The 19739-nt window shown below is 41.6% G+C and carries 20 protein-coding genes and 1 pseudogene; 18 read left to right on the forward strand and 3 right to left on the reverse strand.

Annotated elements, in window-relative coordinates:
• Positions 1-108: 108 nt before the first annotated feature.
• Entirely contained in the window at positions 109-1302 is a 1194-nt protein-coding gene (locus ACZ5XR_RS11505; protein ID WP_464501792.1) for a PucR family transcriptional regulator, read from the forward strand.
• Between the two features lie 112 nt (positions 1303-1414).
• Here ACZ5XR_RS11505 and ACZ5XR_RS11510 read toward each other — a convergent pair whose 3' ends face one another.
• Positions 1415-1828: a hypothetical protein gene (locus ACZ5XR_RS11510; protein WP_464501793.1), complete on the reverse strand. Its 414-nt coding sequence runs from the start codon at positions 1826-1828 to the stop codon at positions 1415-1417.
• Between the two features lie 623 nt (positions 1829-2451).
• Positions 2452-4041 carry an alkaline phosphatase family protein gene (locus ACZ5XR_RS11515; RefSeq protein ID WP_464501794.1) on the reverse strand — a complete coding sequence of 530 codons (1590 nt, stop codon included), beginning with the start codon at positions 4039-4041 and terminating at the stop codon, positions 2452-2454.
• Between the two features lie 600 nt (positions 4042-4641).
• On the opposite strand from ACZ5XR_RS11515, the gene ACZ5XR_RS11520 reads away from it, so the two are divergent.
• From ACZ5XR_RS11520 to ltrA, 4 genes are all read left to right on the forward strand, one after another.
• Positions 4642-5118 carry a CarD family transcriptional regulator gene (locus tag ACZ5XR_RS11520; protein ID WP_464501795.1) on the forward strand — a complete coding sequence of 159 codons (477 nt, stop codon included), beginning with the start codon at positions 4642-4644 and terminating at the stop codon, positions 5116-5118.
• Positions 5119-5438: 320 nt separating this feature from the next.
• A complete protein-coding gene (locus ACZ5XR_RS11525; protein ID WP_464501796.1) occupies positions 5439-5636 on the forward strand; it encodes a sporulation protein Cse60 in 198 nt (65 codons plus the stop codon).
• 190 nt (positions 5637-5826) lie between these two features.
• Complete coding sequence (locus ACZ5XR_RS11530) at positions 5827-6027, forward strand: cold-shock protein (RefSeq protein WP_071354810.1); 201 nt, start codon at positions 5827-5829, stop codon at positions 6025-6027.
• 694 nt (positions 6028-6721) lie between these two features.
• The gene (gene ltrA / locus ACZ5XR_RS11535) at positions 6722-8047 is read left to right on the forward strand and encodes a group II intron reverse transcriptase/maturase (protein WP_464497298.1); all 1326 of its coding nucleotides are present in this window, start codon (positions 6722-6724) and stop codon (positions 8045-8047) included.
• 650 nt (positions 8048-8697) lie between these two features.
• Here the strand turns inward: ltrA and ACZ5XR_RS11540 are convergent.
• Positions 8698-9537, reverse strand: a pseudogene (locus ACZ5XR_RS11540) (tyrosine-type recombinase/integrase).
• 125 nt (positions 9538-9662) lie between these two features.
• On the opposite strand from ACZ5XR_RS11540, the gene ACZ5XR_RS11545 reads away from it, so the two are divergent.
• The 13 genes from ACZ5XR_RS11545 to ACZ5XR_RS11605 all read left to right on the forward strand — a co-directional run bounded on the left by ACZ5XR_RS11545 (position 9663) and on the right by ACZ5XR_RS11605 (position 19739).
• Positions 9663-9986 (forward strand): barstar family protein, encoded by a 324-nt coding sequence (locus ACZ5XR_RS11545; RefSeq protein WP_464501797.1) that lies wholly within the window; start codon positions 9663-9665, stop codon positions 9984-9986.
• Between the two features lie 281 nt (positions 9987-10267).
• The gene (locus tag ACZ5XR_RS11550; protein WP_464501798.1) at positions 10268-10399 is read left to right on the forward strand and encodes a hypothetical protein; all 132 of its coding nucleotides are present in this window, start codon (positions 10268-10270) and stop codon (positions 10397-10399) included.
• 204 nt (positions 10400-10603) lie between these two features.
• Positions 10604-11248, forward strand: coding sequence for a helix-turn-helix transcriptional regulator (locus tag ACZ5XR_RS11555; RefSeq protein WP_464501799.1), 645 nt, complete (start codon positions 10604-10606; stop codon positions 11246-11248).
• A gap of 13 nt (positions 11249-11261) precedes the next feature.
• A complete protein-coding gene (locus ACZ5XR_RS11560; RefSeq protein WP_464501800.1) occupies positions 11262-12350 on the forward strand; it encodes an alanine racemase in 1089 nt (362 codons plus the stop codon).
• 26 nt (positions 12351-12376) lie between these two features.
• Positions 12377-13255: a transporter substrate-binding domain-containing protein gene (locus ACZ5XR_RS11565; protein WP_464501801.1), complete on the forward strand. Its 879-nt coding sequence runs from the start codon at positions 12377-12379 to the stop codon at positions 13253-13255.
• A gap of 57 nt (positions 13256-13312) precedes the next feature.
• Positions 13313-13978 (forward strand): amino acid ABC transporter permease, encoded by a 666-nt coding sequence (locus ACZ5XR_RS11570; RefSeq protein ID WP_464501802.1) that lies wholly within the window; start codon positions 13313-13315, stop codon positions 13976-13978.
• A 6-nt stretch (positions 13979-13984) separates the two neighbouring features.
• The gene (locus tag ACZ5XR_RS11575) at positions 13985-14632 is read left to right on the forward strand and encodes an amino acid ABC transporter permease (protein ID WP_464501803.1); all 648 of its coding nucleotides are present in this window, start codon (positions 13985-13987) and stop codon (positions 14630-14632) included.
• On the forward strand, positions 14629-15357 hold the full coding sequence (locus ACZ5XR_RS11580) for an amino acid ABC transporter ATP-binding protein (RefSeq protein ID WP_464501804.1): 729 nt from the start codon (positions 14629-14631) through the stop codon (positions 15355-15357). Before ACZ5XR_RS11575 ends, ACZ5XR_RS11580 begins: the two co-directional genes overlap by 4 nt.
• A gap of 31 nt (positions 15358-15388) precedes the next feature.
• On the forward strand, positions 15389-15763 hold the full coding sequence (locus ACZ5XR_RS11585; RefSeq protein ID WP_464501805.1) for a RidA family protein: 375 nt from the start codon (positions 15389-15391) through the stop codon (positions 15761-15763).
• 2 nt (positions 15764-15765) lie between these two features.
• A complete protein-coding gene (locus tag ACZ5XR_RS11590) occupies positions 15766-16710 on the forward strand; it encodes a sugar kinase (RefSeq protein ID WP_464501806.1) in 945 nt (314 codons plus the stop codon).
• Between the two features lie 12 nt (positions 16711-16722).
• Positions 16723-17352 carry a bifunctional 4-hydroxy-2-oxoglutarate aldolase/2-dehydro-3-deoxy-phosphogluconate aldolase gene (locus tag ACZ5XR_RS11595; RefSeq protein ID WP_464501807.1) on the forward strand — a complete coding sequence of 210 codons (630 nt, stop codon included), beginning with the start codon at positions 16723-16725 and terminating at the stop codon, positions 17350-17352.
• Positions 17353-17414: 62 nt separating this feature from the next.
• The gene (locus tag ACZ5XR_RS11600) at positions 17415-18785 is read left to right on the forward strand and encodes an ABC transporter substrate-binding protein (RefSeq protein WP_464501808.1); all 1371 of its coding nucleotides are present in this window, start codon (positions 17415-17417) and stop codon (positions 18783-18785) included.
• Positions 18786-18842: 57 nt separating this feature from the next.
• The gene (locus ACZ5XR_RS11605) at positions 18843-19739 is read left to right on the forward strand and encodes a carbohydrate ABC transporter permease (protein WP_464501809.1); all 897 of its coding nucleotides are present in this window, start codon (positions 18843-18845) and stop codon (positions 19737-19739) included.

A 19739-nucleotide genomic window follows, 5' to 3' on the forward strand; every position in this document is an offset into this window, starting at 1 on the left:
TCGTCTATGTAAAATATAAGGGAACAAGGTATATTTTGTCATTGTATGAAATAACAAAATATTTTTCGTGTCGTTAGTCACCGTAACTAAATAGTAGTAGGAGAGTTTATGGAAATTTTGGATCTCATGCAAATCCCCATCTTTGAAGGGGCAAGCATTATAGCAGGCAAAAGAGGGTGCCATCGCACTGTTCACACAGTGACCATGATGGATGCTCCAGATATTATCGATTTTGTAAAACCGCATGAATTATTAGTAACCACCGCTTTCTGGTTTAAAGAAAATCCTGAAGACCTAGTGCCGCTTATTAAGGACATGGCGAGGAATGGATGTGCTGGTTTAGGGATTAAAACCAAACGTTATTTACTGGAAATTCCCGATTCAGTCATTCGGATGGCTGACGAGTTAGCATTTCCTATTATTGATATCCCGTTAACACACTCACTGGGGGATATTGTCAATCAAACATTGCCTTTTATTTTAATGAAAAGACCTGGTAATCTGCTTCATCTATTGCAATTAAGAAGTGAAAAAAATAAATTTTTTGCACATGTTTTGGAAGGGACCTACTCTACTAAACAAGAAATTTTAGCTCAAGGGGTGGCCTATGGTTTAGTGAAATCCCCATATTATCTAATGGTTGTGGGAAAGCCCGATGGGGATGCTCCACTCGATAATCATAGGAAAGATGCCATTCTTGAACTAATTGAAGTGGAGTTAGTGAATCAAATGAATAAAAATATCTTTTTTATGAAAGAAGATTTATTCCTTTTTCTTTTCCCAATCTTCTCCTTGAGCAAAACAATAGAAGGGCAAATAGCTAATTGGCTGCAAAAACTGCAGGATTTGATTGATGATACTTTTGACATTCCCTTTTCCTTTGGTATGGGAAATTATGTAGAACATGTTTTAGACGTAAAAACTAGTTTTTGGCAAGCAAAGAATGAATTGGATATGGGCTATCGTTTAGGGAAGAGGAAATTTATCCAGCATTCGAGAAGCCAATCGGTAGGCGAGCTTCTGAGCTTAATACCTACCCCAAATTTGCAGGAATTCTATGTGAAAACATTGAAGGAGCTTGCACAACCATTGGACCAAGATAAGATCAGCTTACTGGATACACTAAACCTTTATTTCAAAAATAACGGCAATATTGGCGAAACAGCCAAGCAACTTTTTGTTCATCGGAATACAGTAATTTATCGATTACAAAAATGTGAAGAACTATTAGGTGAAAATTTGAAGGATCCTGAAGTGGCATTTAAATTAAACCTTGCACTACTCATTCATACCCTCATTTGAAACAGCTTCATGAAAAAATAAGCCTAATCCTAATTAAATATGGAAGGATTAGGCTTTTTATTTTCATTGGTGAAAAAGGTCAAAATTGAAATTTTTCCTCTATGAATAGGTCTTAAATTTCAAAGATAATTGTTTGTGATGTCCTTACACAGCGAGCTGTAAGTGCGCCTAAGACTTTGCAAGGGAAAGTAACCTTCACTGTAAGTGCAAAGGTGCCTGAGCCAACAACTGTCAATGAGTTATTACCAACTTTATGAAGAGGTAGAATTGGTCGTGCATCTCCTGATAAACGTTCAAAGGTCCAATCATACTCAATATCATTGTCAGATCCAGAACAGAAAATCGTAGCACACTGTAGGTCAGCATCCGCAAAGAATACATTATCTGATCTTCTTTTAATTCCTTCATCTCTTAGGTGTGATCCTTCACAACAAGCTGCTGCAGATTCAAGTGCATTATCACAATCGCATCCACTCATGTTACTTAAGCGGTTTTGACGATTTCGTAAATAATTTTCGTATGTCAAAAAAATCCCTCCTTTCTGAGATTCTGATATATTTTATTACTAGATAATAGATTTGATTGCCCTTTCGACCACTTTCTAAAAAAAAATATTTTTGCAGACCTAATTCATAGATAAAAAATTTGCGAACATCTTGACCTAGTTCTTGATGATTGAGGTGCGATTATATTGACTAAACCTACTGATAGTGAAAAAACGATAGAGTAATAGAAAAGGAGAAAACGAGTGCCTGCTTCCTCCATATAATTCATAAAAACCGCACGTATGAACCAGCGATGTGTGTGTTGCTCCGTATGAATAGGGCATCAATGATTGAATTTTAGATTCCTTAAAATGCGGGTTCCTGAAAAAATATCAATTCCAATCTATATATTCAATGATAATGCACAGAGCTTCCTCATAACTGCTTGAAGATTTAACCCTTTTCCACATTTCGTGAGCCTGATCAGCCTGACCAGCCCTTATTAGTGCCAACCCTGTTCTGCCTACAATTGAAAAAATGTCTCCACTTTTCATGTACCGGGGCGTTTGTTTTATAAGCGAATTCACTAAAGCGTATTCTGTTTGAATTAAATTAAATGAAAATAAGCCGAGGACTAGTCCTCGACTGTTATGTTTCTTCTTAACTATCTATCTTTTTTTATGTTTCTATCTTTTTTCTCAAATGACTCTTTTTCAATACCAGGTAATAATTGTGTATGTTCCTTTTGAACCGCTTGAAGCGCGTTAGTATTTAATCCAAGTTCTTTTAAAATTGTCGGAGCGATTTGGGTTGTTAGGACCGAATCAGTGTTTTTCATTCCTTTTTCCATTCCAGGGATTGATACCAATAAAGCAACATTCGTATCATCTTTGCTGAAACCACCGTGTTCGGCAATCTTCTTGCCTGGTTTCGTGTAGATAACACCATCTTTAGGACGAATCACAATATCAGGTACTCTGGAATCTTTAGCAGGGTTATTAAATAACCATTTTGACCGGGTTGTCACATAGGAAGTGACTTCCTTAATGTTCGCTTGTTTCTTATTCTTATTGATCTGAGCTACTACTTCAGCCGTTTTCGATTGATCAGTTAGCCAGATCATTGCAATGTCGTCAGTAGTCATTTGCGCAATCAGATTGGACGGAACACCAGCAGTGATCAACTTTTCATCTGTTATGTTCAATTTAGCTGAATCCATAGGAGCTTGTCCGTGCTTAGCCGTCAGGATGATCATGGTTGAATCGTACAGGTTCTTTTTCTTCAACTCATTGACGATTTTGCCAATCGATTCATCGGTATGCTTCATCACCTCAGCAAGACCTGCACTGAATGTTCCTTTTCCATCTTTATAACCATTTCCAGGAAGTTTTTGCGCCACGCTGACTTCTTGGAAGTTCATGCCGAACAGGGCAGGGACCGGAGCTTTTTTTGTTCCGCTATGATCTTTTCCATCGATTTCATTCTCAATCGCTTTTACTTTTAAATCATCATTTGCTTCCGTTGTTTTGATACTCTTCGTTGCATCACCGTTGGCTGCGATTTCAGGTGTATATAAATCTTCAACACCTTTTCCGGACGGACCATTCAATAAATCATATGCCAAATGCTTATCCGCCCACGCAGTGTGCATTCCAGCCTTCTTGACCACTTCAAAAATGGTATTTACCCTTACGTAATTGTGCGGATATACCGGTTTTTTTGTCTTAGGGTCACGCGGGAGCATGGTTGGGTCGATGCCGCCTCCGCCGTCAATTTTGTTCAGATCCTTATCGATTGTCTCGTCATACAGGACGTTCGTTCCCGGCTTGTCGCCCATTTTCCAGCCGCTAGGGGGCAAAAGTTTTCTGTCATAGCTGTTGTCATAAAATACGCCGGTTGAGTTCGGTGAACCGCCGGTTACCATGGACAGTAGCCCTGGGAATGAGTCAGACGGCTTTGAAGTCGATGCATTGGAATACGTGATTCCATGATTGCTTAATGTAGCCATATAGGAATGCGAATTGTTTTTTATGTAGTTCGTAAGGTCAGCCGCATGCATGCCGTCAACACTGATTAATAATACATGTTTTATTTTGTTATACTGGTGACCGGCGCTTTTGACGGTGCTATGAACGGTAGATTTTGGTGTTGCCGCAAAACTAGGCGTTGCAAAAAGGCTACTCAATGCAACGATACTAGCAGCAAGTCCAAGTGCGGCTTTCCTCGATTTCATTTTCTTCCATTTTTTCATCATTTTCTTCAACTCCTCAAAATGTTTAATAAGTTCTATAAAAGAATAAAATTTGGTTGTTAAGTGTGAGTTAATATATTGTTAAGCAAAAGTTAAATGAAAGTATCAGTTCTGTTTCAGCCACAATTTTTTAAGGAATTAGACTCCAAAGCCTTGTTTTTAGTTCGTAATAATAAAATTGAAGAACGTTTGCAGATATTTCAGGTATGTGTTTAATAGTTGTGAATGTAGTCGTTAATCCGGCATTAGTAGTGCATTCCAAAGTGTAGGTTTTTGTAAACAAGTGAAATGTTAATAATCGGTACTTCAACAAATTGTGAAGTTTTTCACTTAAACAAACGGGGGCTTTAGCGAAAGATGTTAGTAGAGATCTGGCTGCCATTTTCGGCGGTTTTTCTTATGGAGTAACGTAAGCAGGTTAGTTTAACAATTTACCTATTTTCGCACTGTAAAAAAACAATGGGTGGCGATTCCATTGTTTTTTACACACGGCTAAAGAAATAATTTTATTGACATTTACAAAAAACAAATGATAAAATGATAAATTTGTTATTTGAGTTTTATATGGTATACTTAAGATGTTTTATATTTGGAGGTGGTTAGTTGTTTCAAGTTGGTGATTATATTGTTTATCCTATGCAGGGAGCAGGAGTTATTGAAGCAATAGAAATAAAGGAAATTCAAGGTGAGAAACATCAGTATTATATAATAAATATGCTAATGAATAAAATGCAAGTTATGATTCCTATTGCAAAAGTACACAAATCAGGGATTCGCTTAGTTTCCGATATGACTACACTTGAAAACGTATTGAACATTTTCCATCATGGTCTAACCGATACAACCCTTTCAATGAAAGAAAGATACAAGGTTAATACCGCAAAACTTAGAACAGGCAATATCCAAGAGGAAGCTGAAGTTGTAAGGGATTTAATGCGGATAAACAAAAATAAATCACTTAATTCAAGTGAAAAGCAGATGCTGGAAAGCGCACGAAAGATGTTTATTAGTGAACTTGGTTTAATTAGAGGTATCACTGAAAATCAGGCATTAGATTTATTAAGCAACAAGGTAGGATAATTAATTTATTTAACTTTCACGCGGTAACTGTGAAAAATATCATAACCACTCAAATCATAATTATTCATATCCTCTTAATTTCTAACATCATTAGAAAGTATTAATTTTTCCTTTTAAATTCTATTTTTACTGGATACGTAAAAAATCGCTAATTTTATTTAAAAATTTTATCAACTGGTGCGGTCATACAACTTTTGAATTAATGTGGGGTCACTTAAAGACAACCCTTTTGTTTTAAAAGGGGTTTTTTCTTATGTTTTAAATATTGTTCTCATAGGAATTTATATTGAAAAAATGTTCCATGAAAAGAGGGAGAATAAATGTATGAGGCAAAAGGTTTTCAAAGTACAGACTTCGAAGAACTTATTCGAGTAGTTAATGATTTTGTTGGCTCATTAGAGGAAGGAAAGCTGATAGATGTTAAATACAATTCTGTTCCTCTTGCTGTAAGCACCCATACAGAGTATGGGGTTTATCCAGATACAAAATATACTGCAATGATTATATTTAAAAAATAGTAAGCTCAAAACAGTTTTGTGCTGGATTTTTGGTTTTCTTGCAATATCTTACAAAAAATGCTATTCTTAAAAAGAATTATTTTTGTTCGGTGTAAAGGATTTGTATGAGTTTGAACTTTTCGTCTTGATGATCACTGAGAGCAAGGATAGTATTACATTGTGTGTGTTTACACACTAGGAGGCAACAAACATGGAAAAAGGTAAAGTAAAATGGTTTAATGGCGAAAAAGGCTTCGGATTCATCGAACGTGAAGGTGGAGAAGATGTATTCGTTCATTTCTCAGCGATTCAAGGCGAAGGGTACAAAACATTAGAAGAAGGTCAAGAAGTGACTTTTGACGTTGAAAAAGGTCAACGTGGACCTCAAGCAGCTAACGTACACAAAGCTTAATTATAGAATCCTTTAAACAGGCTCTTATATAGAGTCTGTTTTTTATGTGCGCTTGGCAGCGCATCGCTCTAATGGGTGAAAGTCCCTAACATGCCGTTGTGGCGGAAATGTATAGCTGACAGGTAGTGCGAGTATCGTGAGATTTCGTGCGGAGGACTTGAAGGCAAAACTCGGAACAGGTGGCTGTAACCATGTTGGCTGGTAAGGTGGGATAACCTTGCATAAAATGGGGATGTCCAATACCACTCTGTATCTTATTAGTTATGAGGACTGGATTCGAGTGAAAGGCGATGAACGTGACCCAAGGAGATCTCATCATCTCCACCGTAGGTGGTAACTCTTTTTCAAAGCCGCGAAGGACAAGAAATGGATTATGGAAGGTGAGAAGTCAGAGCAGGGGATAGTAGTGAATAAACTTGTTGGAAACGCCACAAAGACAAGTGACTTATCACAAAGTTGATAAGGCGGGCACTGACTCAAAAGGCAGTGGACTGATGCGAAGCCCGTCTGTCCATCGAAGAAAAGCAATACGAACTTATTTACTCGTCATGTACTAAACAGAAGTCGATGAGGCAGAAAGCCGAAGAATCGAGACCGAAAGAAAGTAGGTTGTTTAGGGCGAAGTACTAATATCAAATATCAGCCATTGGTTTACCTATTCAGTTGATATTGTATTGGGAAAGGAATCGAATGCATGAATGAATCAATAGGAAAACGAAGCTTACGTGTAGTGGAGAATTCTAAAAAGAAACGCAAGTGGTACAGCCTAATGGATAAATTATGGAACTATCAAAACCTGGAACAAGCTTTCTATGACGTGAAGAAAAATCGCGGTTCACACGGAGTGGATAAAGTAACGATTAAAGATTATGAAATTGAATTGGAACACAACTTAAGAGTGCTCCAAGAATCTTTGCGTTTGAAAACATATCGTGCAAAACCAGTTAGAAGAGTTTTTATTCCAAAAGCTGATGGTACAAAACGTCCACTGGGAATTCCAACAGTAGAAGACCGAGTTCTCCAAGCTGCAACTAAAAGAATACTTGAACCAATCTTTGAACAGAAATTCTTAGACTGTAGTTTTGGATTTCGTCCGAACCGTAGTGCACATATGGCGATAGACAAAATCCGAAAGGATTTGATGGATGGGTACACCTTTGTAATTGATGCCGATATAAAGACTTATTTTGATTCAATTCCTCATGATAAGCTTATCGAATTAATCAAAGAAGAAGTTGTGGATAATAGAGTATTGGCGCTAATTTTGCAGTTCTTAAAATCGGGAATCCTTGAAAATGGTATTTTCTATGAGAGTGACAAGGGGAGTCCTCAGGGTGGCGTAATCAGTCCATTGTTAGCGAACATCTATTTGCATCCGCTCGATGAAATGATGATGGAAAGAGGTCACCGTATTACAAGGTACGCGGATGACTTCGTCATCTGTTGCAAATCCCGAAAGGGAGCAGAAAGAGTACTAAGAACGGTAGTGAAGCTCTTAGATGAAAAGTTAGGATTGAAAGTGCACCCAGACAAAACTAAGATTGTAGACAACTACGAAGAACCGTTTATCTTCTTAGGGTATGTTTTCAAAAGAGGATATTTCCATTCTCCATCAGACAAAGCAGTAAAGAAGTTTAAGAAAAGTATCAAAGATGTAACGAAAAGAAATCTAACAGTTAACCTGGAAGAATTCGTCAAGCATCGATTAAATCCCATTATTAGAGGATGGGGAAGATACTTTGGAATTGGCTTTTCAAAAAAACTATTTCAAAAATTGGATACATGGATTCGAAGAAGGCTAAGAATGATTCAGTTAAGAAGCTGGAGAAAAATAAGAAAGCTCCACAGGGAGCTTCGGAAAAGGAATTGGAAGGGTGAACTTCCGCATCTTTCAATGACTAGATGGAGGAATTCTAAGACTGAGCACGTTCATTTTGCGATTCCGAATGAAAGGTTTCGGGAAATTAAACTTGTTTTTCTTTTAGACATATACAACGAACTACATCCCCAAAGGGGATAAAGTGGAGGAGCCGTATGCGATGACCCGCACGTACGGATCTGTGAGAGGCGCATGAAATTTCTCATGCGCCTACTCTATTTTTTTCTTAAAAAACAAAAAACCCCACTCGCGAATGAGTGGGGAACATGAAAACAGTAAATCAAATGGTAAACTAAGTGTAGCATACAATAAGGGAATCACCTAATTCGTTTAAATTTAGTGTGGCTGGAAAGCAGCTCTTTTTCATTTGAAATGAGAAAAAACTACCCAATAATATATGGATGTTTTTTTCTTAGTTGAGTACAATCCTTGAAAATGGAATTTGAAAGTAATAGGTATCGCAAAAAAAATAAAGGCACATTTGATGCCTTAAAAATTCATAACTGGTTGGCAATTAATATATGACACTCTATTCTATGGGATATAGCAAGTAATTCCTGGGCATTAGTCTTGTAGCTATAAAAAAGAAACAAGGCATGTATATGGAGGGCTAACCTTGCTCTTAATTATTATTTTATTCCATATATTGTAAAAAATCTTTCCCTTGCTAATCAAGACCTTTTGACAAATGTGCATTACGAAATAAATATGCACTAAAGGAGAAGTCCTTGTTCCACTAAAGGGTGCAAGAGTGAAATAAAGCAACGCAATCGCGTTGCTCATTTTTTTTGTTAAAAATACTTCCTATATAGTTCCTGCCTGATACTCCCGCTTAGCTGAGCATATATCCGGGTCGTTTCACTTTTTTCATGTCCTAATAAGCTTTGAATTACATCAAGCGGAGCCCCATTGTTCAAAAGGTGAGTTGCATAGCTGTGACGGAGTTGGTGCGGATGAATGTCCTTGTTGATGTCGGCACGGCTAGAAATCCGCTTAATAATGTACCGCATCTGGGCAATGCTCATTCGATGAGGAACGCGTACCGTTACAAAAATTGCAGGATCCCGGTCAACACGATTATCCAGGTATCGCTTTAACCAGATTTCGCAACGGATATTAAAATAGACCTCCCGTTCCTTATCACCTTTACCTCTTATAACCGCGGAACGGTTGGACCAATTAATTCTGTTTCGATCTAAGGTGACAATCTCTCCTATTCGGCATCCGGTGGAGAACATGAATTCAAAGAGAGCCTTTTCCATTGGGTTGCATCAGGCTTCACGTAGGTGTTCAATTTCCATTTCGTTCAAAAATTTAGGGATACGTTTTCCAGCTTTAGGCTCTTTTATTTTAGCTGCAGGGTTCTTAGGGATATGCCCTTCTTCATGTGACCATCGAAACAATGATTTGATAAACCGATCGCGATGAGCCAAACTAGCGGGCTTGAGGCTATCGCTTGATTTTGCTAAGTAAGCTTTTAATTGGTCTGTCGTGACCATATCGAGTTGAACATCTTTAAAATAACGTAATAGTAAAACGGATTGTAGTTTGTATGCTTTTAATGTTTGCGGCGAAAAACCTTCTATTCGTTTATCTGCTTCATACTTTTCCCATGCTTTAGACAATAACAATTTCATCTCTCCCGGAAATTTTTTTTACAGGAATTATTGACCTAAATGATGAAATGGCTCTGTTAAGTTATTTTGGAGGAATGAGATTTTAGATAAATTTATAACCGAAATATCTCGGGAAGGGTTTGATATTATATTCCCTTGATTGTTCAAAGTGGGACATAAACAACTACCACAATGATCTAGCCTCCACTTTGGATTTCCCCAACTATTACGGAAAGAATTTGGATGCTTTTAATGACTGTTTACCCGATATGGTACCGAATGAAATAGGGATTGTCTTGATATTTAAAAACTATAATTTATTTGCCATAAAGGAACCTGAAGCCGCTTATCATATTTTAGACATTGTTCAAATCAACTCGTGGAGATTTCTAATTGAAGGCATTAAACTACTTGCATTTGTTCAATCAAATGATGCAACAATTGATTTCCCAGATTTAGGTTGAATGTATGCCGAATGGAATAATGAAGAATGGTTGAATAAAGATAGAGGTTTGTAATCTTATTTGACTAAGGGTGGCTGGAGCGAAAGAACGTTTTCCGGCAATGATCGCTGCGGCGGTCATATTTTATTGTTGAGCTAACGGGCAGTTTAATTGACTACTGGTGTGGCAAAAGTCAGATAAAAAAGCGCTTAAATGGTAACGGGTTTTGTTTTTAAGTACAAGTTTATAAAAAACATGAAAAAGGACATCAATTCGCGTATGAATTGGATGTCCTTTTTTTATTGTCAAATTTTAGAGCCGGTTCTGTTAAATACCCAAATAGGGGATTTTCGACCGTTTCGATGGATATCCATACGACCCTTTCATTGCCCATCGACTGGATCGGCGGAATCATCATTCCGACCGCGGCTTGAATTGGAAAATTGTTTTAATAAAAAAGCCCTGGATCAGGGTTTTTTATATGCCTTTGTCGAATGTTACTTTTAAATTTTTTGTCGAAAAAATTCCGAATATTTTGTCTTGAAAACGGATTCACCAAGCGTTATGATTGAGACAAGCCATAATATTAAAAATTTTTAGACTATATAAAAATTATTTTGCAGATAGGAGGAAGAATCATGGAAAATGTGAAACTAGACCGTGATTTTTTGCATAGCATTATGGAATGCATCGCCGAACAATTCGGCGAGAAATGTGAAGTCGTACTCCACGATTGGACAAAAGGATATGAAAGCACCATCGTGGCGATCGAAAATGGTCAGATCACCGGAAGAAGAGTCGGGGATTCCGGAACCAACCTGGGACTTGAAGTGATGAGGGGCACAACCGGAAACGGAAACCGCTATAACTACATCACCCAGACCAAAGACGGGAAAATCCTCCGGTCTTCCACGGTTTATCTGAAGGATGAGTCAGGGAAAAATATCGGTGCCCTTTGCATGAACCTGGATATTTCGGATTTATTAATGGCGGAGAAAACACTTCGGACCATCACTATGCATTCGTTCGAACAGGAAGTAAAAGAAGTCTTTGTGAATGACGTCAATGAACTGCTCGATTACCTGTTGCAGGAATGCCAGCAGGAAATCAACAAGCCTGTCTCCCACATGACAAAGGAAGAAAAGACAAGAGCCATTCAATTCCTCGATCAGAAGGGTGCGTTCCTGGTGAAAAAAGCAGGAGACCGGGTATGTCAGTTTTTTGATATCAGCAAATTTACGCTTTATCAGATCTTGGATGAGGTTCGTGCGGTGAAAAATTAAGGAGGATAGAAACATGATTCAAAACTTGGATACACCTGCTGCGATTGTCGATTTGGACATCGTGGAAAAAAATATCAACAACATGGCGGATATCGTCAAAAAAGCGGGTTTGAAACACCGCCCGCATATTAAAACCCATAAATCCGTCTTCCTTGCCAACATGCAGAAAGCAGCGGGTACAAAGGGGATTACCTGTGCGAAGCTTGGGGAAGCCGAGATATTTGCTGCCGAAGGATTCGACGACATCTTACTGGCGTTTCCAGTGATCGGAGAAAAGAATTTAGGTCGCTTTGAAGCCCTTATGAAGAAAATCGACATTAAAACGGTCGCAGACAGCCGCGAAGTGGCAGAAGGATTGTCCACTGTGGGAGAGAAAATTGGCAAAAAAGTGCAGGTTTACATTGAAGTCGATGGAGGTATCGGACGCTGCGGACGTCAACCCGGCGAGGATACGGTTTTATTTGCCAAGTCCATCGCAGATCTTCCTGGCATCGATATCATGGGAATCCTTTCCTACGCCGGTCAGATTTACGGCTTGAATGATCAAGAAAGGATCCGGGAGATGGCAGAGGAAGAGGCGAATACACTAGCGGGCACCGCCAATGCACTCCGCGAAGCAGGATTTGAGATCCGCGAAGTGAGCGGAGGGTCTTCCATTTCTTCTAAATTTGCCGGCAACATGCATGGCATAACAGAAGTGCGGGCAGGCAATTACATCTTCCATGACCAGGCACAGCTGGCGACAGGGTTAGCCAATGTCGATGAATGCGCGCTTCGTGTCATTGTGACCGTTGTAAGCGCTGCCGCTCCGGGGCGTGCCGTTATTGATGCAGGGTCGAAAACCCTCACGTCCGATACCGCCTCTTTTGCGACCGGACACGGATATGTGGTGGAACATCCGGAAATCGAAATTTACAAATTAAATGAAGAGCACGGGTATCTTAGATTTCCTGAATCCCTGAAGCTTTCCATCGGTCAGAAATTGACGGTGATTCCGAACCATTCGTGCATGATTCCAAATCTTTGTGATGAACTAATCGCCGTTCGAGGTGAAGAAGTGGTAACCACTTTCCCTGTCAGTGCACGGGGGAAGAATAAATAAACGTACATAAGAGAGGGGTAATATTAATGAGGAAAATCAAAAAGTTAGGCGGTATTATCGTTGCTGGATTATTAGCGGTTTCTTTATCAGCCTGCGCAGCGACCGGAGGAGATAACGCTGCATCCAGCACAACTACCTCTGCAAGTGCAAGCAGCAAGACGGTAAGTGATACAGGCACGCTACAAAAAGTGTTGAAGAACCATCATTTGACCGTTGGGGTTATTCTTTCATTCCCGCCATTTGGTACGAAAGATACCTCCGGTAACCCAGAAGGATATGATGTGGACATGGCAAAAGCAGTTGCTACATCACTAGGTCTGGATCCAGCTAAGGATTTGACATTGGTGGATGTGACGGCGGATGCCCGTATTCCAAGTTTGGAAACAGGAAAAGTGGATCTTGTTATCGGAAACTTCACCCGTACGCTTGAGCGCGCCCAGAAGATTGATTTTACCAATCCGTATATCGTAGCAGGTGAGCGTTTGATTGTGAAAAAAGGAAGTTCGGTCAAAGGCGTCGCGGATATGAATAACAAAAAGCTAGCGGTTGTCAAAGGTTCGACCAATGCTGATATCGTCAAAAAAGCTTCTCCAAAGGCTCAGACGGTTTTCTTCTCTACTTCTGCTGAGGCAATCACAGCTGTCAAGAATGGACAAGCTGATGCATTCATGGAAGATTCCAACTTCCTTGCTTTCCAAGCAAAACAAAATACTGACTTACAAGTGGTCGGTGATTCGGCAACGAGTCTTGAATACAACGCATTCGGTGTGAAAAAAGGCGATCAGGACTGGTTAAATTACCTGAACTTGTTCCTTTTCCAAATCAATAATGACGGAACGAATAAAGATCTATATAAAAAGTGGTTTGGAACCGAAATGCCATATAGCTTGAACCCTCAATATTAATGATAGGCGGTTCCTGTCAGGGTTACTGACAGGAACCTTTTAAAAGGGGCGATGAACATGTTTTTTGACTGGGGAACGGCTATCAGGCAATTGCCTGATTTATTAAGAGCCACTTGGACTACCTGCTGGATTACACTCGTTTCGTTTCTTCTTGCCATGGCACTCGGAAGCTTGCTTGCGATTATTCGCCATCAGAAATACCCGATTCTGTATCCTCTTGCGACGATTTATGTGGAAGTCATGCGGAATACACCCATATTGGTTCAAATTTTCTTGATTTATTTTGGATTGCCGCAATTTCATATTTATCTTCCGGCTCTCCTTGCCGGAATACTCGCATTAATGTTGAACAATGCTGCGTACATATCGGAAATTATCCGTTCGGGGATTCGGGCGGTTGTGAAAGGGCAATGGGAAGCGGCAGAGACGATCGGTTTGACGAAATTCCAGATCCTTCGTTTGGTGATTATGCCGCAAGCGATCAGGAATGTATTTCCGGCTCTATCGAACCAATTCATTATGGTCCTTTTCGGCACAAGTTTGCTCTCTGTGCTGGATGTCCGGGAATTGACACAGGTTTCTTCTATTTTTAACTCAGAAAACGCAAGGGTGATGGAAACGGACACCTTTGTTATTATCATCTACTACGTCGTAGCAATCATTTCGATTCTAATTTTAAAATGGGTAAACCGGCGGTTTTTCCCGAATGTGAACAGGAGGTAGGGTCGCATGGATTTCAGTACTGTATGGCAATATCGACTCCTCTTTTGGCAAGGAACCGTCGTAACCATAGAAATTTCTATAATGGCGATTCTGGCAGGCACCATCATCGGATTGATTGTCGGGATGATCCAACACAGTAAATACCTTTGGTTAAAAGCTCCGTTCAAGGTGTACATTGAAATTTTTCGGGGCTCACCACTTTTGATGCAGCTGTTTTTTGCTTACTTTGTTCCTGCCTATCTTGGCTTCAACATTTCTGCCTTTCAAGCCGTCTTTTGGGTTTTTGCTCTTAATTCAGGAGCCTTCATTGCGGAAATCGTTCGTTCCGGACTTGAAGCTGTGTCGAAAGGTCAGTATGAGGCAGCAGAATCATTGGGGCTTTCGTATGGAGTCATCATGCGAAAAGTGATTCTTCCTCAGGCGATGAAAGTGTCCCTCCCTCCGCTCGTCGGATTCCTAATCGGGATGATTAAAGACACCTCGCTTGCCATGATCATCGGATATGTGGAGCTATTAAAACAAGGGCAGGTGGTTGGGAACATTAATTCTTCCCATATCACGGAAGCGTACCTTGCGGTTGCAGCAATTTACTTTATTATTTGTTACCCGCTTTCGTTGTTCGTTGGCTGGATGGAAAGGAGAGCACAGGCATGATTGAATTAAAAAACATCAAGAAGTCATACGGGAAGCATGTCGTACTAGAAGATGTATCGCTTGAAGTAAAAGTAGGGCAAGTGGTGGTCATTATTGGTCCTTCCGGTTCCGGTAAGAGCACACTGCTCCGTTGCATCAATAAACTGGAGAAAATTGATTCTGGCGAGATCTCGATTGATGGGGAAGTGATGCAGGAGAAGAAATCATCTGTCCGTGAAATGCGAAAGAAGGTCGGGATGGTATTCCAATCCTTCAACCTATTCCCTCATCTTTCGGTAAAGGATAATATCACTCTTGGTCCGATGCATGCGCTTAGCGTATCTGGATCCGATGCCGATAAGACCGTTGATGAACTTCTGGCAAAAGTAGGTCTTTCGGATAAGAAAGCAGCTTTCCCGACTCAGCTATCGGGAGGTCAGCAGCAGCGAATCGCGATTGCAAGGGCTCTTGCCATGAAGCCGAAAGCCATGCTGTTTGATGAACCGACTTCCGCCCTTGATCCTGAGCTTGTCGGAGAAGTGTTGAATGTCATGAAGCAGCTTGCCAAGGAAGGGATGACAATGGTTGTCGTCACGCACGAAATGAATTTCGCCCGTGAAGTGGCGGACCGGGTGATTGTCATGGCAGACGGCGGCATCATCGAAGAAGGGTCGCCGAATGAGATTTTCTCTGCTCCAAAGGAAGAAAGAACGAAGCAGTTTCTTCGTTCCGTATTAGAAAAATAGATTAATAGAAAAATAAAAGGAGAGATTTAATATGAAAAAAGAAATCAAAACCACTTTAGCCCCAATGCCGGTGGCATCTTATTCACAAGGAATTAAAGTAGGAAACACGGTTTATGTGGCAGGTCAGGGTCCGCTAAATGTTCAGACAGGCACGGTTCCGGAAGGACCAGCTGCCCAAACAAGACAAGTCTTGACCAATATCCAAACCATTTTGGAAGCTGGCGGAGCGTCGATGAAAGACGTCGTAAAAGTAACTGCCCATCTTCAGGATTTAGCTGATTTCGAAGAATACAACAAAGTGTACCAGGAATTTTTCCCGGCTCCTCATCCGGTTCGAACAACCGTTCAAAGCGGTCTTGCCAACATCCTGGTTGAAATTGATGTCATCGCAGAAATTGAGGGATAAAGATGGGCATAGATGTCGTCACATTTGGGGAAACGATGGTTCTCTTCGTTCCCCAGTCTAACGGACCGCTCCGATTCGTTTCTTCTTTTCAGAAAACGATCGGAGGCGCCGAATCAAATGTTGCCGTTGCGCTATCGCGATTAGGGCATGAAGTCGTCTGGTTTAGCCGTCTCGGAAATGACGAATTTGGAAGGTTTGTCCGAAACACCATCCGCGGAGAAGGGGTTGACACATCAAACGTTGTGTTTGACACCGAACGTCCAACGGCTGTCTTCTTTAAAGAAAGACGTCCGGGCGGTGATCCGAATGTTTATTATTATCGAAAGCACTCTGCAGCAAGCGCCTTATCTCCTGGTGACATAGATGAACGATTGATTGCACGTGCGAAATATCTACATATCACTGGGATTACCGCCGCCATCAGCGAATCTGCGAGAGAAGCGGTGCATACCGCAATTACGATTGCACGAGAGAATCATGTCAAAGTGGTGTTTGACCCGAATATCCGCCTGAAACTTTGGAGCAAAGAAGAGGCGAAAGAAGAACTGCTGCGTATCGCCCTTCGGTCCGACATCGTTCTTCCGGGACTGGATGAAGGGGAGATTTTAACCGGTGAAACGAGACCGGAGGAAATCGCATCGATGCTGCTTCAGGGGAATTGCGAAACGGTTGTCGTGAAACTAGGAGAAAAAGGCGCTTACGTCCGGACGAAAAACTTGTCGGAATACGTCCCAGGAGTCGAAGTCAAGACCATTGTCGATACCGTAGGGGCTGGAGATGGATTCGCCGCAGGGTTCCTGTCCGGACAGCTTCGGGGATGGAACGTAACAAAATCCGTGCAACTAGCAAATCAGGTTGGTGCCTTTGCCCTCAGTACGGAAGGCGATTTCGAAGGCTATCCGTACGCAGAAGATTTATTCCAAAAAGAAAATCAAGTGACACGTTAAGGAGGTGCACATATGTTTCCTAAAGCAAAAAAGCTCGAAACCTTAGCCCGAGGAGGCGTGATTGCCGTAATCCGGCGTGTAAGTGCGGATCAGGCAGAGAAAATCGCCGATGCGCTTGTATCAGGAGGTGTTACGGCACTGGAAGTAACGGTGGATTCACCGGATGCTTACCAAGTGATCAAAACGTTATCCAATCGCTACGGCGAAGAGGCGCTCGTCGGCGCCGGAACGGTACTGGACGGCTATGCGGCTTATCAAGCCATTCATTCCGGAGCGGAGTTTATCTTCAGCCCGAGCTTTCATGCGGATGTCGTGAAAACGGCGCTTCGTTACGGCAAAATCGCCATCCCTGGTGTCATGACACCGACAGAAGCACTGACGGCGCTGGAACACGGCGCGGATGCGGTGAAAATATTCCCAGCAGGAACGCTTGGTGCCCAATTCTTAAAGGACCTGAAAGCTCCTTGCCCGCAGGTTCCAATGATTCCGACCGGCGGGGTGAATCTAGAAAACATCGATTCTTTCATTCGAGCCGGAGCGATTGCGGCAGGCGTCGGCGGGAGTCTGATGAACGGGGATGTGGAGACGATCCAAAAAAGAGCGGCTCTATTTGTCGAAGCCGTTCAAAAAGCAAGGAATTAAACGATTTATAGTGAACGTATATATGGTCAACTATTCCAATAAAAAGGCAGGCGATACATAAAATGAAGCGATTCCCATTCAATGTTTTATCCAAAAAGAAAGTGTTCTCCCTTATTCTAGCGGGCGGTTTAACCGCTTCCCTTGCTGCATGCGGAGGGGCACCGACCAGTTCGAATGCTGGTTCTGACACCAAAACTCCAACCAAAACATCGGAACTGGATTGGAACAAAACAAGCGACCCGTCTCTAAAGGGTCAGACCGTCACGATTCTTTGGGTGAACACACCAGGACCGGATAGTTCGAAGACACAATTGCTACAACAATTCACGAAAGAAACAGGGATCAAGGTCGTGGAACAGGGCGTCGATTACAACTCCTTGTATTCTAAAATCACGACCGCTGCGATGGCGGGTGATTCGGATGTCGACCTGTTCGATATGGATACCATCTGGTCAGGTCAATTCTATAAAGCGAAGATTACCGAAGATTTAACCAATGTCGTTCCAAAGGATTTCCAAAATCTGTACACAGATTCGGCTTTAACATCTAATGTCTATCAAGGTCATCTGATGGCGTTGCCGCAATATTCTTCGACGACACACTTATACTTCAATAAAGATATGCTGGCAAAAGCGGGAATTTCAGCGCCGCCTAAAACGTGGGATGAGTTTTCACAAGATGCCAAAAAATTAAAAGCAAAAGGAATCACCGCATTCGGCGGAGCATGGAAACAGGCGGAAAACTTGAGCATCAGCTTCATCATGTTCGATACCGCTTTCGGAGGCAAGCTCCTAGACGACAAAGGTCAGCCGACATTTAATGATGAGACAGGTGTAAAAGCGCTTCAATACATGGTGGATCTATACAAAAACGGATATGTGGCACCGGGAAGCGTCCAATGGTCCGGTTCCGATGAGAAAACCGCGTTTGCAGCGGGACAATTTGCGATGACGGCGAGCTTCGAAGGACTTTATCCGATGCTGAACGACCCGACGAAGTCAAAAGTGGTGAATCAGACAGATGTGGCTTTAATCCCTGGTAATGGAAACGGTGTGGTTTCCACTTCTGTAACCGGTACGGAAGGACTTGGGATTTCTACGCACAGCAAACACAAGGAAGCAGCTCTTGCGTTAATCAAATGGATGGAAGGCAAACAGTATCAGTTGAAAGAATATACAGGCAACGGAGACTTCCCAGCCACGAAAGAGCTTTATAACAGCCCGGATTTCCAAGCGGCTGATACCACCAAAATGGCGACGAAATTAGCTGAACAGTACAAATACGCTGTCAACCGACCAAGCGTACCAGGATACGTCGAATGGGCAGATACGTTAGCCGCTGAATTGCATAAAGCCTTGCTTGGTCAAGAAACGCCGAAGCAAGCTTTAGACACAGCTGCACAGAAGATGAAAGACGTTATGGCAAACAATTAATTCATCAGGCGGGGGGTTCATTTTTGAACCGTCCCGCCTTTTTTAAGGAGGAATACAATGTTCAGAAACATTTCGAAAGCAAAAAAGCGTGACTGGTTGTTTGCCCTGCTGCTCATTCTTCCGGCAGCGGTCATTCTTTGCAAGATTTTTATTTATCCCATCTATGAGACCATCATCTGGAGTTTTTATCACTACAACCTGATGGATGGAAGCGATACAAAATACATAGGGATAAAAAATTATACGGATATTTTTCATGACTCCGATTTTTGGCTTGCCTTCAGGCGGACCTGGCTCTTCACCCTGGTTTCCGTTGTGGTTGAACTGGTTCTGGGATTCTTCTGTGCGCTTCTATTGAACCAAAGATTCAAGGGGCAAATGTTCTTCCGCGCCCTCATTATTATCCCGTGGGCACTTTTGACGCTCGTCAATGGTCTTTTGTGGGATTGGATTTATCAGCCCGGTTACGGAGCATTCAGTGTGATTTTGCATGACCTCCACATTTTAGGACCGAACCAAAACCCTGTGTGGCTTGCCACAAGCGACAATGTGATCTTCTTTGCGATTATTGCGGATATATGGAAAATGACGCCGTTTATGACGCTCATGCTCTTGGCAGGATTTCAATCCATCCCAGACACACTGTATGAGGCAGCGATGCTCGACGGAGCGGGGTTCTGGAAAAAAATCCGCTATGTGACGATTCCGCAGCTCATGCCGACGATCTTAATTGCGACGATCCTTCGTCTCGTTGGGGCTTTCAAAGTGTATGACGTCCTTACCGTATTCACGGGCGATGCGACGACTTCCGTCTCTTACCTGACGTTCAATCTAGGGTTCCGATATTTTTACCTCGGCAAGGCTTCGGCGATGGCGTTGATCCAAACCTTCTTCGTCCTCTTACTCGCCGTTATGTATATTGTGCTCTTGAAGCGCAATACAGAAAAACAATAG

The sequence above is a fragment of the Neobacillus sp. Fa239 genome (assembly GCF_055395235.1).